Source organism: Rhodopseudomonas palustris (genome assembly GCF_034479375.1).
Classification (GTDB): Bacteria; Pseudomonadota; Alphaproteobacteria; order Rhizobiales; family Xanthobacteraceae; genus Rhodopseudomonas; species Rhodopseudomonas palustris_M.
The window spans coordinates 4,762,948-4,776,829 of sequence record NZ_CP140155.1 but is presented as its reverse complement, the minus strand read 5'-3'; the positions used below and the strand labels follow the sequence as shown (position 1 = coordinate 4,776,829).

Sequence of the window (13,882 nt, the reverse complement as noted above, 5' to 3'; positions counted from 1 at the left end):
TGCGGTAATCGGGTCATGACAACCCCAAAACCTTGTCTTCGGGGCGTCGCTACGATATAGAGCGCGCAAATTCGCCCGAAATCATCGCGACCGAGGCGCCTTCGCGCGCAAGGGATATCCCATGAAGACCGAAATTCACCCGGATTATCATAACATTACCGTCGTCATGACCGACGGCAGCGAGTATCAGACGCGATCGACCTGGGGCAAGGAAGGCGACAAGCTGAACCTCGACATCGACCCCCGCTCGCATCCGGCCTGGACCGGCGGCACCCAGCAGGTGCTCGACCGTGGCGGCCGCGTCTCGCGCTTCCAGAAGAAATTTTCGGGATTTCTCAAGAAAGATTGATTGTCGCGGGCTTCGGCCCTCGCAATCCTCGGAATCGAAAACGCCCCGCGGCTTGCGGGGCGTTTTGCGTTGGCGACAGTCTTTTCGTCCGCGCTCAGCGCTCGAACGCCGCCTTCAGCATGTTGAGCTGCGGCACCAGCGGGTTCCCGATCGCGGCCCGCTCCGACGGCGGCGGCAGGTGCATCGAGGCGTCGAGCCGGCGGATCCGCGCCTGCAGGCTCATCGACCGGGCGATCAGCGACTGCAACTGCTCGGGCAGCCGCTCCAGCATGTCGGGCGCGCCGGGATCGGCCGCCGACAGCTTGACCTTGGACTTCTCACGATTGGCCTGGATCAGCGTCATTTCGCCTTCCTTCACCGCCCGATGCAGCAACAGCCAGGAGGCGAGCTGCATCAGCCGCGTAGTCAGCCGCATGCTCTCGGTGGCGTAGGTCAGGCTGACCGAACGCTCGAGGACCTTCGCCTCGGCGCGGCCGTCGCCGTCCAGATAGGCGGCGGTCTCCTCGACCAGGTCCATCCCCTCGCGGAACAGAGCGGTGAACGCGGCCGAATTGGTGAGCCGTTCGCTCAGCACGACGAGCGGGGCTTCGCTCTGCGAAACTTCCGACATGGTAGACGCCTCACGCTATCGATTACGCCGCCGGCTCAGACGCCGACTTATGATGAACAAATCATTGCGCGGGCGACGCCGGGAGTCCAGCGCGCGCGCTTGCAACGGTTAACGCGGACGGCGCCCGGAGGGTCGACGCCGGGAGCGACGAACCCTTGACAGGGTTAAAAAAGCGCAAAAAAAGAGCCGCCGTTTCCGGCGGCTTTGAAGTTGATAACAGGGAGGCGTCAAAACAGAGTGGACAGGAGCCACTCGGTCCAAAGATGGACAATCGAAGTAATACACCGGAAAGCTTAATCGCTCGTAAATGAGCGATTTTGTTGACAAAGCATTTGCCTTGCGGCACGCGCGGAGATGCTGTGCCACAACGGGACAACGGGACAACGGGACAACGCACGCGCCGTCCGGCGCCGCGACCGCATGCCGGCGCAGCGACGGCTGTTAGTTCGCCGATGCGGGTGCGATCGTCTAACCTCGAGGATCGTCAGGCCTTGAAGAAGCGGTCGGCGGCGTCGCGGGTAGCGCGCTTCATCGTCATCGCCGCCTTCAGCCGGTCGATTTCCTCCTCGAGCAGCGCGACCCGCCCGGCGAGCTCCTCGACCGACAGCAGCGACAGATCCTGCCCGATCTCGTGGCCGATTTTCCTGCTCGGCTTGTCGTCGTCCTCGATCGCCATCGCGTCCCTCACGCCGTTCGTGATCCGGTCCGGTTGCCAGCCGCGCCGCGGCTGTCTAATCAGGCTCCCACATGGCACCCGCCACCCCGCCAAGCCAAGGACAAATCATGGAACCGGTCCCCTCGCAAATGACCGTGGTCGGGATCAGCAAGCCCGGCGGCCCCGAGGTTCTGCTGCCGGAAACCCGCGCCGTGCCGAAGCCCGGCCCCGGTGAAATCCTGGTCAAGGTCGCGGCCGCCGGCGTCAACCGTCCCGATGTGGCACAGCGCTCCGGCAGCTATCCGCCGCCGCCCGGCGCCAGCGACCTGCCCGGGCTGGAGATCGCCGGTGAAGTGGTGGCGCTCGGCGAGGGCGCGACCAGGCACAAGCTCGGCGACCGGGTGATGTCGCTGGTCGCCGGCGGCGGCTATGCGGAATACTGCATCGCGCAGGACGCTCAGGCGATGACGGTGCCGGCCGGATTCTCGATGATCGAGGCCGGCGCCACCCCGGAAACGCTGATGACGGTGTGGCACAATGTGTTCGAGCGCGGCGGATTGCAGGCCGGCGAAACCCTGCTGGTGCACGGCGGCTCGTCCGGCATCGGCACGATGGCGATCCAGCTCGCGGTCGCGCTGGGCGCCAAGGTAATCGCCACCGTCGGCTCGCAGGACAAGGCCGACGCCTGCCTGAAGCTCGGCGCGATGCGGGCGGTCAATTACAAGACCGAAGATTTCGTCGCCGCCGTCAAGGACGCCACCGGCGGCAAAGGCGTCGAGGTGATCCTCGACATGGTCGGCGGCGACTATATCGAGCGCAATTACGACGCCGCCGCGATGGACGGCCGGATCGTCCAGATCGCCTTCCTCGGCGGCGCCAAGACCACCGTCAATTTCACCAAGCTGATGATCAAGCGGCTGCACCACACCGGCTCGACGCTGCGGCCGCGCAGCAACGCCGACAAGGCCGCGATGGTCGCCGCGATCGAGGCCAAAGTGATGCCGCTGCTCGCCGAAGGCCGGATCAAGCCGCTGATCGACGGCACCTTTGCGCTGAAAGACGCCGCCGAGGCCCATCGGCGGATGGAGACCAGCCAGCATATTGGCAAAATTGTGTTGACGGTCTGAATCGGCGCCCTGTTGTTATGCCTATGTTTTCTCCGGGTTTCATGTCATTTATCCGTCGTCGGACACGCGCGGGGGCCGCGCTTCCAGACCGGTGTGAACGCGGAGAACTGACTTGCGTCTGATCCGACGCCTTGCGCTGCTGGCGCTCGGCTTGATGATGATTGCGGCCGCCCCGCAGGCACATGCGCTCGACGCCGTCAGCGTCCGCAGCGACGCGCCCGCGATCGACCTCACCGGCGTGCTCGACCACCAGCGCAGCGACACCGACCGCATCCAGATCTCTACCGCGCCGGGCAGTGACGGCATCGTCCGCCGCGTCGAGGTTCGCGCCCGCGAGGGCGGACAGAACTGGGTGGTGTTCGCGCTCGCCAACAACACCGACGACCAGCTCGACCGCCTGATCGTCGCGCCGCATTATCGGATGGTGTCGTCCGGGCTGTTCTGGCCCGACCTCGGCCTGTCGCGCATCGCCACCATCACGCCGTCGACCGGCGACCGGCCCGAGCGGCAGGACTCCGGCACCGCGGACATCTTCCGCGTCACGCTCGACCCCGGCTCGGTGATCACCTTCGTCGCCGAATTGCGCACCGACAAGCTGCCGCAGCTCTATCTGTGGGAGCCCGAGGCCTACAAGGACAAGGTCAACTCCTTCACCTTGTACCAGGGCATCGTGATCGGCATTTCGGGCCTGCTGGCGCTGGTGCTGACCATTCTGTTCGTGGTCAAGGGCAGCATCATGTTCCCGGCCGCGGCGGCGCTGGCGTGGGCGGTGCTGGTCTATATCGGCATCGACTTCGGATTCTGGAGCAAGGTGTTCGACATGTCGGCGGGCGCCGAGCGGGTGTGGCGCGCCTCCGGCGAAGCGATCCTCGCGGCGACGCTGCTGGTGTTCCTGTTCGCCTATCTCAATCTCAGCCGCTGGCACGTGCGCTACTCGCACATCACGCTGGGCTGGCTCGCCTTCCTCGGCTCGCTGGTGGCGCTGGCGCTGTTCGACCCCGCGGTCGCCTCCGGCATCGCACGAATGTCGCTGGTGCTGATCGCCTTCGCAGGCTTCGGGCTGGTGGTGTATCTGTCGACCCACGGCTTCGATCGTGCGGTGCTGCTGATCCCGACCTGGTTCCTGCTGGTGATCTGGGTGATCGCCTCCGGCATGGCGGTGGCGGGCTCGGTGACCAACGACATCGTCGGCCCGGCGCTGCTCGGCGGCCTGGTGCTGATCGTGATGCTGATCGGCTTCACGGTGATGCAGCACGCTTTCGCCGGCTCCGGCTCGACCGGCGGCGTGGTCTCCGACGTCGAGCGCCGGGCGCTGGCGCTAATCGGCTCAGGCGATCTGATCTGGGACTGGGACGTCTCCGCCGACAAGGTGTTCACCAGCCCGGAGACCGAGGCCCTGCTGGGCTTAAAGCGCGGCGCGCTGGAAGGCTCGGCCGCGACCTGGCTCGAAGTGCTGCACCCGCTCGATCAGGATCGTTTTCGCGCGGCGCTCGACAGCGTGCTTGATCAGCGCCGCGGGCGGCTGACCCAGCATTTCCGGCTGCGCACGCCGGACGGGCACTTCATGTGGTTCGCCCTGAAGGCGCGGCCGGTGGTCGGCGCCGACGGCGAAGTCACCCGCGTGGTCGGCACGCTGACCGACGTCACCGAGGCCAAGAACGCCGAAGAGCGGATGCTGCACGATTCGGTGCACGACAATCTGACCGGCCTGCCGAACCGCAAGCTGTTCATGGACCGGCTCGGCGCGGTGGCGAATTTCGCCAAGACGATGCCGAACCTGCGGCCGACGCTGATGGTGATCGACCTCGACCGCTTCAAGCAAGTCAACGATTCCGTCGGCATCGCGGTCGGCGATTCGATCCTGCTGACATTGGCGCGACGGCTCGCCCGCATCCTCAAGCCGCAGGACACGCTGGCGCGGATCGCCGGCGACCAGTTCGGCCTGATCCTGCTGTCGGAGCAGGACCCCGCCAAGATCACCGCCTTCGCCGAGACCATCCGCAAGACCATCAAGGCGCCGATCGCCTTCAACGATCGCGAGATCTTCCTCACCGCCTCGATCGGGCTGGCGCTGAGCGATCCGCAGACCCAGCTCTCCGACGAAATCATCAAGGACGCCGAACTGGCGATGTATCACTCCAAGCGCATCGGCGGCGACCGCATCGACGTCTACAAGCCGGCGATGCGGGCGCGGAAGTCGGACCGGCTGACGCTGGAATCCGAACTGCGCCGCGCCATCGAGCGGCAGGAAATCACCATCCTGTATCAGCCGATCGTCCGGCTGGAGGATCGCTCGGTCGCCGGCTTCGAGGCGCTGGCGCGCTGGGATCATCCCAAGCTCGGGCGGATGGCGCCCTCCGAATTCATCGCGATCGCCGAGGAGATCGGCCTGATCGTCGAGCTCGGCATGTTCGTGATGGACCAGACCGCCAAGCAGCTCGCGATCTGGCAGCGCGCGATGCGCTCGCGCGAGCCGATCTTCGCCAGCGTCAACGTGTCGTCGCGGCAATTGCTGCGCCACGACCTGCTCCACGACATCCGCACCGTGCTGTCGCGCTCCTCGATCGCCCGCGGCACGCTGAAGCTCGAACTCACCGAATCGCTGGTGATGGAAAATCCGGAGCATGCGGCGCAGATGCTGACGCGGATCCGCGAACTCGGCACCGGCCTGTCGCTGGATGATTTCGGCACCGGCCATTCGTCGCTGAGCTATCTGCAGCGGTTCCCGTTCGACACCATCAAGATCGACCAGTCGTTCGTCCGCACCACCAGCCGCGGCACCCGCCCGGTGATCCTGAAATCGATCATCGCTCTGGCGCACGACCTCGGCATGGACGTCGTCGCCGAAGGCGCCGAGACGGATTCGGATGCGGTGGAGCTGTATCAGCTCGGCTGCGAATACGCCCAGGGCTTCGCCTTCGGCGAACCGATGGACGCCGACGCCGCGATGCGGCTGCTGACCGAAGAGCGGCTGGAAGCGGCGAGCTGATTTCGGACTGTCATTGCCGGGCTTGACCCGGCAATCCATCGCACTTTGGAAACGAGCTTCGTGCTGGGTAGATGGATACGCGGGTCAAGCCCGCGTATGACGGCAAGTTGTTGTGACACAGCAGCATCTTCACAAGCACCGTCATCCTCCGCGAAAGCGGAGGATCCAGTACGGCGGAGAGGCTGCGTTCGACCGAAACGCTCTGGAATACTGGGTCGCCCGCTTTCGCGGGCGATGACGGGAGTGTGTGAGCGCGAGCGGCGACGCGAACTACGCGTGGCCGGCTTCCGCCGACAGCATGCCCGGCTCGATGCCGAGCTTGTGCAGAGCGCGGTCGTATTTCTCTTCGATGTCGTCGCCGAACACCAGATCGGCGTCGGCGTCGCAATGCAGCCAGCCATTGTCCTGGATCTCGGTCTCGAGCTGGCCCGGCGCCCAGCCGGCATAGCCGAGCGCGAGGATGGCGTGTTTCGGCCCGGCGCCGCTGGCGATCGCCTTGAGGATGTCGACGGTCGCGGTCAGAGAAATGCCTTCATCGATCGGCAAGGTCGCGTCCTTGATGAAGAAGTCGCTCGAATGCAGCACGAAGCCACGGCCGGTCTCGACCGGCCCGCCCCGCAATACCTTCATGGACTCGGCATGATCCGGAAGCTTGATCTGCTCGGGCTTCTCGACGATGTCGAGTTGCACCAGCAATTCGGGAAAATCGATGCTGCCGGCGGGGCGATTGACGATGATGCCCATCGCGCCTTCCGACGAATGCGCGCAGATGTAGATCACCGACCGCGCGAAGCGCTCGTCCTCCATCACCGGCATCGCGATCAGCAACTGACCATCGAGATAGTTGCCGTGCTCGATCGGTCCCGCGTCGCTGAACCCTGCGCCACCATGCTCCCTGCCTGATTTTTCGCCTGACTTGGGTCTTTTGGACTTAGTCGCCATCAGGGGATCCTCGCGTTGCGTCGTTATCCTGATATTGGGTGCCAATCCTGTCAATCAACCAGTCGCCACAGGACCTGTACGAAATCACAGCCTATTCAGTGGTTCTTCCTGGTCCGAGTGCGTAAATACGTCACATGATCGCAATCGTTCCGCTCCGCGCGGCCCTGCTCTCCGCTCTCCTCGTCGTCTCCACGATCGGCGGCGCTCGCGCCGACGATGCCTCGCCATGGGTCGGTGAAGCGCACTCGGCGGTGCGGCTGCTCGCCGGATCGCGCAGCGGCGCGGTGCTGCTGGGTGGCATTGCCTTCCAGTTGCAGCCGGGGTGGAAAACCTATTGGCGAACCCCGGGCGACTCCGGCGTTCCGCCGCGGTTCGACTTCTCCAAGTCCGACAATGTCGAGGCGGTGACGATCCTGTGGCCGGCGCCGACGGCGTTCCCCGACGGCGCGGGCGGCACCTCGCTCGGCTACAAGTCACAGGTCGTCCTGCCGCTACGCATTGTGGCGAAGAATGCCGACAAGCCGGTGACGCTGCGCGCCGCGATCAGCTACGCGGTGTGTGAGAAGCTGTGCGTTCCGGTCGAAGCCAATCCCGAACTCGCCTTCAACAACGTCGCCAGTACGCAGGACGGCGCGCTCGCCGCAGCGATCGATACCGTGCCGGTCCCGGCCAATGTCGGCGATCCCAATCCGGTGACGATCCGCGACGTCGTGATGCGAGGCGATACCGAAGTGTGGGTCGATGTCGTCGCGCCGCCGGCCAGCAATGTGAGCCTGTTCGTCGAAGGCCCGACGCCCGACTGGGCGCTGCCGATCCCGAAACGGACTCCGAATGCGCCCGAGGCCGTGCAACGCTTCACGTTTCCCCTCGAAGGTCTGCCGCCCGGCGCCCATGCGGAAGGCGCAGCGCTCAAATTCACGCTGGTGGCCCCCGACAAATCCTACGAGTTCAACGTCAATCTGAACTGAGGCGGGCGCGTCGCGATCCGTTCAGCGCGGCGGGCGGCGCTTCTGCGCCAGCCGGTCGGCGAGGAACGCCGCCAGCGCCTCGACCCGCGCCGGCCGCGGCCCGCCAGGCGGCATCACCAGATGCACCGAGCCTTCGCGCTGCCGCCAGCCCTGCAGGATCACCTCGACGTCGCCGGCAGCGATGGCGTCGCCGACGATGAATTCCGGCAGATCGGCGATGCCGAGACCGGCGATCACCGCGGGCAGCAGCGCCTCGCCATTGTTGACCCGGAGCGGACCGGACGGCCGCACCGACGCCTGCTCGCCCGCCGCATTGGTGTAGGTCCAGACATTCGGCGTCGACAAATAGGCGTAGCCGAAGCAGCGATGCTCGGCGAGGTGCATCGGATGGGTCGGGCGGCCGTGCTGCGCCAGATAGGCCTTCGATGCCACCGTGTAGCGCGGCATCGCGCACAGCCGCCGCGCCACCAGCGACGAATCCGGCAGTGAGGCGATCCGCACGCCGGCGTCGAAGCCCTCGCCGATCAGATCGACCATCGCATCCGACAGATGCAGATCGATCGAGACTCCCGGATAGGCGGCGAGAAAGTCCGGCAGCAGCGGCGCGATCACCTTGACGCCGAACGTCATCGGCACCGCCAGCCGCACCAGGCCGCGCGGCGCGGCCGACTGCGCCAGCGCCTCGCTCTCCGCCGCCTCGCCGTCGGCCAGCAATTGCGCGGCGCGCTCGGCCAGCCGTGTGCCGGCGTCGGTCAGCGCCAGCCGGCGCGAGGTGCGGTTGAACAGCCGGGCGCCGAGCCGGGCCTCGAGCCGCGTCACCGCCTTGGACACCGTCGCCTTGGACAGCGCCAGTTCGGCCGCGGTGGCCGCGAAGGAACGCAGTTCGACGACCTTGGCGAAAATCGCCAGCGCTTCGAAATCCGGCAGCTTGGTCATCGCAGCCTCGAACAAGGTCAATTTCAGAAACAATGAGTTTCAATCATTTCTATTTCTGAAACGCAAGCGGACCACTATTCCAATACCCAACCACTCACCCGGCGCCGACGCGGGCGCCAAACCAGGGAGAATTCCCATGATCGAACTTCGTCCCTTCGACAAACTGGGCGGCGCCGACCACGGCTGGCTCAAGGCGCGGCATCACTTCTCGTTCGCAAGCTATTACGACCCCGACAACATGGGGCACGGCGCCCTGCGGGTCTGGAACGACGACGAGATCGCCCCGAACACCGGCTTTCCGCCGCATCCGCATCGCGACATGGAGATCATCACCTATGTCCGCGACGGCGCCATCACCCACGAGGACTCGCTCGGCAACCGCGGTCGCACCGAAGCCGGTGACGTCCAGGTGATGAGCGCGGGCTCGGGCGTGCGGCATTCGGAATACAATCTGGAGCCCGGCACCACCCGGATCTTCCAGATCTGGATCGAGCCGACGCAAGGCGGCGGCCAGCCGACCTGGGGCTCGAAGCCGTTTCCGAAGGCCGACCGCTCCGGCAAGCTCGTGACCATCGCCTCGGGCATCAAGGGCGACAACGACGCGCTGCCGATCCGGGCCGATGCGCGGGTGCTCGCAACCACGCTGAAGGCCGGTGAGAGCGCCGAATATGCCGTCGACAAGGCGCGGCATCTGTATCTGGTGCCGGCGGCGGGCAGCGTCGAGGTCAACGGCGTGCGGGTCGGTGCCCGCGACGGCGCCGCGATCCGCGACGAATCCAGGCTGACGATCACCGCGCTCGAGGATTCCGAGCTGGTGCTGGTCGACGCGGCGTAACGCTGCAGCCGCAAACCCGAAGCGACGCCGTGCGTTGGCATGGCGTCGCTGCCTCCCACAGGCGTCATGCGCGGGCTTGACCCGCGCATCCATCTCTCTTCGGAAGAGTCCTTGCGAACGGGATGGATGGCCGGGTCAAGCCCGGCCATGACGGCTAACTAATCACTCGACCCCACCGATCACCTCATTACCACAATCACCCACCCCAACGGAGACTCCCATGGCGAAAATTCTTGTTCTGTACTATTCGGCTTACGGCCACATCGAGACGATGGCGAATGCGGTCGCCGAAGGCGCGCGCGAGGCCGGCGCGTCGGTCGATATCAAGCGCGTGCCCGAGCTGGTGCCGCCGGACGTCGCCAAGGCGTCGCATTACAAGCTCGATCAGGCCGCGCCGGTCGCCACCATCGACGACCTCGCCAATTACGACGCGATCGTCATCGGCGTCGGTACGCGGTTCGGTCGGATGGCGTCGCAGATGTCCAATTTCCTCGATCAGGCCGGCGGCCTGTGGGCGAAGGGCGCGCTGAACGGCAAAGTCGGCGGCGCCTTCACCTCGACCGCGACCCAGCATGGCGGCCAGGAGACGACGCTGTTCTCGATCATCTCCAACCTGCTGCATTTCGGCATGGTGGTGGTCGGCATGAATTACGGCTTCGCCGGCCAGATGACGCTCGACGAAATCACCGGCGGTGCGCCCTATGGGGCGACCACGATCGCCGGCGGCGACGGCTCGCGGCAGCCGAGCGCCAACGAACTCGCCGGCGCGCGCTATCAGGGCAAGACCATTGCGGAGACCGCGATCAAGCTGCACGGCTGATCGGCACCACTTGTCGTCCAGGATCGCGAGGCGCCGCCACGGCGCCTCGCCCTCAGTTCCACAAACAGGATGCGACGGAGGAGCCCCAGATGGCTGAAACACCGATCAAAGTCGACGCGTGGCCCGCTCTGCCCTATCCGGACTGGCGTGCGACCAGCGAGACTCTACACCTGTGGACGCAGATCGTCGGCAAGATCCGGCTCGCCAATACGCCATGGCAGAATCACTCCTGGCACATCGGGCTCTATCTCACCACGCGCGGGTTGACGACCTCGCCGATCCCGGACGGTGCGCGCACGTTCCAGATCGACTTCGACTTCATCGACCACGCGCTGATCATCAGCACCAGCGATGGTGATACACGCCGGCTGGATTTGGCGCCGCAACCGGTCGCGGAGTTCTACGCGGCGGTGACGGCCGCGCTCGCCGAGCTCGGCATCGAAGTCAGCATCGACGAGTGGCCGTGCGAATTGCCGTCCCCGCTGCGGTTCTCCGAAGACCGTGTCCATGCCGGCTACGATCGTGACGCGGTCCGGCGGTTCTTTCAGGCGCTGGTACAGATCGATCGCGTCTTCAAACAGTTCCGCACCGGCTTTCTCGGCAAAGCCAGCCCGGTGCATTTCTTCTGGGGCAGTTTCGATCTCGCCGTGACCCGATTTTCCGGACGAACGGCGCCGCTGCATCCGGGCGGGGTGCCTTATCTCGCCGACGAGATCGCGCAGGAGGCCTATTCGCACGAGGTCAGCAGCGCGGGCTTCTGGCCCGGCGGCGGCGGCATCGACTACCCGGCGTTCTATTCCTACGCCTATCCGGCGCCGGAGGGGTTTCGCGCGGCGAAAGTGCGGCCGGCGGAGGCGTTCTACGATGAGAAGCTCGGCGAATTCATCTTGCCCTATGACGCGGTGCGCACCGCGCAGGACCCGGACCAGGCGCTGCTCGACTTCCTTCAAAGCACCTACGACGCGGCGGCCGATTCAGGGAATTGGGATCGTGCCATGCTGGACGATTCGCTCGGACGCGCCGGCATCCCTCGCCGGTTGACGTGATCATCGAGGGCGCCGCCATCGGCGACGCCCGCCACGTCGCCGAGTGACGTTGCGCCTATTTCATGCAGATGCATCTACTTTTGCATGGCTGATGCGCCGGCTGCGGCACTTTTACTCACCGCCCGCCGTTGCCATCTGCGAACGACCTTCGGAGATGGACTGATGATCGAAATGTATTTCATGCTTCAGCTTGCGCGCAGCCCGCTGCAGGCGATGGCCAAGCGGCTGGTCTGCAAGAGCCTGAGCATCGCCACGCACGGCAAGCGGCAGTGCCGCGATTGCACCGGCGTCACGCCGCCCGACGCGGACTGAAGCTCCAGGTCAGCGCGAGCACGCCGAGCGTGAATGCGGCCGAGATCAGCGCGACCAGGGGAATCGTCAGGGCCAGCGCCGCGGTCGCGGCCCATCCGATCGAGACGAAGGCTTCGGCGAAGGTGGCGATCCGCGACGATGTCTGACGCCGGCGAAACTGGCTGCGCCGCGCCTGCACCCGGAACCACAATTGGATCGCCGTCGCCGACGTCGCCGCAATCGCACAGCCCGCCGCGGTGACCAGCGCCTGCAGCGGCGACAGCCAGGCCAGCGGCAGCAACAGCGGCGTCACCACCAGCGCGATGCCCATCAGCACCACTTCGATCCGTGCCCGCATCACCGCCGAGGGCGGCAGCGGCGCGGTGGCGACCAGATCGGGCGCGTCCTCGCCGGACATCGTCAACCACGCCAGCCCGCCGGCGAGCTGTCCCGCCGCCATCACGATCACCGGCGTGATCAGCACGACGGCGCCCGAACTGTCCGAGAAGCTGCGCCACAGCAGCAGCGCGGGCGGGATCAGATAGAGCAACTGCATCAGCGATTGCGACACCAGCCAGGGGTCGCGCCGCAGCAGCGTGAACTCCTTGATCCGCAGCGCCTGCTGACGCGAGCGGCGGCGGAACCGTCCGCCTTTGCCCTTACGCGTCGTCACGGCGACGCTGGCGACGTCGACCACCAGATCGCCGAGCATCGGCGCGACCAGAATCATCACCAGCCCGAGCAGCGCCAGGCTGGCGCCGAGCAACGCCGCGAGCGCAATGCCGTCGCCGAGGACCGCCCGCGCCGGCCACCACAGCACGCTGCTCATCGCCGGGGCCCAGGCCGCAACAGCGTCCGAGGTCAGCAACGTGAAACGCGACAGCGTCCCGGTCGACAGGATCGCCGCGACCTGCAGCCCGATCACGAAGCCGGCGCCGATCACCACCGACAGGATCTGCGCCGCCAGCCGCGTCCGCCGCGGCCCGATCAGCCGGAACAGCGCGACGGCGAGCAGGATCGCCATCGCCGATGCCGAGACGCCGATCGCCGCGACGACACCGAACGCGCTCAGCCAATGCGCGCCGCCGGCCAGCGCCAGAACGTCGACCACCGGGGCTGCGAACAGCAGCGCCATCGCAGTGACGGTCAGCGCGATCGCCGCCATCCGCACAGAGAACACGCGTTCGAGCGGCACCGGCGACGACATGATCAGATCGAGATCGGCGCGGGCGTAGAACACCCGCGTCACCGACTCGATCGCCTGCGACAGCATCAGCAGCCAGCTCAGCGCCACCGTCGCGGCGATCACGATCAGGCTGGCGCGGTCTGCGTCCTGCGTCAGGCCCGCGTAGCTGCCGACCATTGCCCAGGCCGGCAGATGCAGAATCGCCACGAACACGACGAGCGCCAGCAAGACGTAGCGGGCGCGGCCGCGCCGGCCGGCGCTCATCGTCGCGGCGAAATCGCGCCAGGCCAGCCTGATGTCGTGACCCGCGAAGCCTGCGAGCGTCGCCGCGCTCATGCCGCCGCCTCGCCACCGACCAGCGCGACGAACATGTCTTCGAGGCTGGAATCGCCCTCGCCGATCTGGCAGCGCAACTCCGTGAGCGTGCCTTCGGCGACCAGGCGGCCGGCGACGATGACGCCGATGCGGTCCGCCATCCGCTCGGCGACTTCGAGAATGTGCGTGGTCATGATCACGGTGGCGCCGGCCTGCACCCGATCCTGCAGGATCTCCTTGACGCGGCGCGCCGACACCGCATCGAGGCCGGTCAGGGGTTCGTCGAGGATGATCAGCCGCGGCTCGTGCACCAGCGCGCCGGCCAGCGCCACCTTCTGCCGCATGCCCTTGGAAAACCCTTCGCAGCGCTGGTGCATGTGCGCGCCGAGGCCGAGTTCGTCGAGCAACCGGTTCGCGGCAATCTCCGCCACGTCCGGATCGCAGCCCCACAGGCCGGCGACGAAGGCGAGATATTCCAGCGGCGTCAGCTTGTCGTAGATCATCGGCTCGTCGGAGACCCAGGCGACGATCTGCTTGGCGGCGACCGGATCGGCCAGCGCATCGATGCCGAGCACGTGGATCGACCCGGCGTCGGGCTTCAGCAGCCCCGCGACCATCCGCAGCGTGGTGGTCTTGCCGGCGCCATTGGGGCCGAGCAGCGCGTAGAACTCACCGGCGCGCACCGTGAGGTCGAGCCGGTCCACCGCCGGGCGGTCGTAAGCCTTGCAAAGCCCCCGCAATTCCAGCGCACTACCGGTCGATCCGGTCATGTGACCCCCGTCGCTATCGCGCCCACAGCATGGAGGCCAGAAG

General features: G+C 66.4%; 14 protein-coding genes. 8 read left to right on the top strand and 6 right to left on the bottom strand.

Annotated features, from left to right (window positions below; all coding sequences use genetic code 11):
• Nucleotides 1-121: 121 nt before the first annotated feature.
• Nucleotides 122-349 (top strand): 50S ribosomal protein L31, encoded by a 228-nt coding sequence (gene rpmE, locus SR870_RS21610; protein ID WP_322515547.1) that lies wholly within the window; start codon nt 122-124, stop codon nt 347-349.
• A gap of 94 nt (nt 350-443) precedes the next feature.
• Here rpmE and SR870_RS21605 read toward each other — a convergent pair whose 3' ends face one another.
• Together SR870_RS21605 and SR870_RS21600 are read right to left on the bottom strand one after the other, a co-directional pair.
• The gene (locus SR870_RS21605; RefSeq protein ID WP_322515546.1) at nt 444-959 is read right to left on the bottom strand and encodes a DUF1465 family protein; all 516 of its coding nucleotides are present in this window, start codon (nt 957-959) and stop codon (nt 444-446) included.
• Between the two features lie 484 nt (nt 960-1,443).
• Nucleotides 1,444-1,635 (bottom strand): DUF1192 domain-containing protein, encoded by a 192-nt coding sequence (locus SR870_RS21600; protein WP_322515545.1) that lies wholly within the window; start codon nt 1,633-1,635, stop codon nt 1,444-1,446.
• A 107-nt stretch (nt 1,636-1,742) separates the two neighbouring features.
• Here SR870_RS21600 and SR870_RS21595 point away from each other — a divergent pair, with 107 nt between their 5' ends.
• Together SR870_RS21595 and SR870_RS21590 are read left to right on the top strand one after the other, a co-directional pair.
• Complete coding sequence (locus tag SR870_RS21595; protein ID WP_322515544.1) at nt 1,743-2,741, top strand: NAD(P)H-quinone oxidoreductase; 999 nt, start codon at nt 1,743-1,745, stop codon at nt 2,739-2,741.
• Between the two features lie 112 nt (nt 2,742-2,853).
• Entirely contained in the window at nt 2,854-5,730 is a 2,877-nt protein-coding gene (locus SR870_RS21590) for an EAL domain-containing protein (RefSeq protein WP_322515543.1), read from the top strand.
• 270 nt (nt 5,731-6,000) lie between these two features.
• Here the strand turns inward: SR870_RS21590 and SR870_RS21585 are convergent, their stop codons facing one another.
• Nucleotides 6,001-6,672, bottom strand: coding sequence for a YqgE/AlgH family protein (locus tag SR870_RS21585; RefSeq protein ID WP_322518344.1), 672 nt, complete (start codon nt 6,670-6,672; stop codon nt 6,001-6,003).
• A 134-nt stretch (nt 6,673-6,806) separates the two neighbouring features.
• On the opposite strand from SR870_RS21585, the gene SR870_RS21580 reads away from it, so the two are divergent.
• Nucleotides 6,807-7,640 (top strand): protein-disulfide reductase DsbD domain-containing protein, encoded by an 834-nt coding sequence (locus SR870_RS21580; protein ID WP_322515542.1) that lies wholly within the window; start codon nt 6,807-6,809, stop codon nt 7,638-7,640.
• A gap of 21 nt (nt 7,641-7,661) precedes the next feature.
• Here SR870_RS21580 and SR870_RS21575 read toward each other — a convergent pair whose 3' ends face one another.
• The gene (locus tag SR870_RS21575; RefSeq protein ID WP_322515541.1) at nt 7,662-8,576 is read right to left on the bottom strand and encodes a LysR family transcriptional regulator; all 915 of its coding nucleotides are present in this window, start codon (nt 8,574-8,576) and stop codon (nt 7,662-7,664) included.
• Nucleotides 8,577-8,712: 136 nt separating this feature from the next.
• On the opposite strand from SR870_RS21575, the gene SR870_RS21570 reads away from it, so the two are divergent.
• From SR870_RS21570 to SR870_RS21555, 4 genes are all read left to right on the top strand, one after another.
• Entirely contained in the window at nt 8,713-9,411 is a 699-nt protein-coding gene (locus tag SR870_RS21570) for a pirin family protein (protein ID WP_322515540.1), read from the top strand.
• A gap of 220 nt (nt 9,412-9,631) precedes the next feature.
• Nucleotides 9,632-10,231 carry an NAD(P)H:quinone oxidoreductase gene (wrbA, locus tag SR870_RS21565; RefSeq protein WP_322515539.1) on the top strand — a complete coding sequence of 200 codons (600 nt, stop codon included), beginning with the start codon at nt 9,632-9,634 and terminating at the stop codon, nt 10,229-10,231.
• An 89-nt stretch (nt 10,232-10,320) separates the two neighbouring features.
• Nucleotides 10,321-11,277: a DUF5996 family protein gene (locus SR870_RS21560; protein WP_322515538.1), complete on the top strand. Its 957-nt coding sequence runs from the start codon at nt 10,321-10,323 to the stop codon at nt 11,275-11,277.
• A 162-nt stretch (nt 11,278-11,439) separates the two neighbouring features.
• Nucleotides 11,440-11,589 carry a hypothetical protein gene (locus SR870_RS21555; protein ID WP_322515537.1) on the top strand — a complete coding sequence of 50 codons (150 nt, stop codon included), beginning with the start codon at nt 11,440-11,442 and terminating at the stop codon, nt 11,587-11,589.
• On the opposite strand, the gene SR870_RS21550 is transcribed toward SR870_RS21555, so the two are convergent.
• On the bottom strand, nt 11,567-13,090 hold the full coding sequence (locus SR870_RS21550) for a permease (RefSeq protein ID WP_322515535.1): 1,524 nt from the start codon (nt 13,088-13,090) through the stop codon (nt 11,567-11,569). The two genes, SR870_RS21555 and SR870_RS21550, sit on opposite strands and share 23 nt — an antisense overlap.
• A complete protein-coding gene (locus SR870_RS21545; RefSeq protein WP_322515534.1) occupies nt 13,087-13,839 on the bottom strand; it encodes an ABC transporter ATP-binding protein in 753 nt (250 codons plus the stop codon). Before SR870_RS21545 ends, SR870_RS21550 begins: the two co-directional genes overlap by 4 nt.
• Nucleotides 13,840-13,882 lie beyond the last annotated feature (43 nt).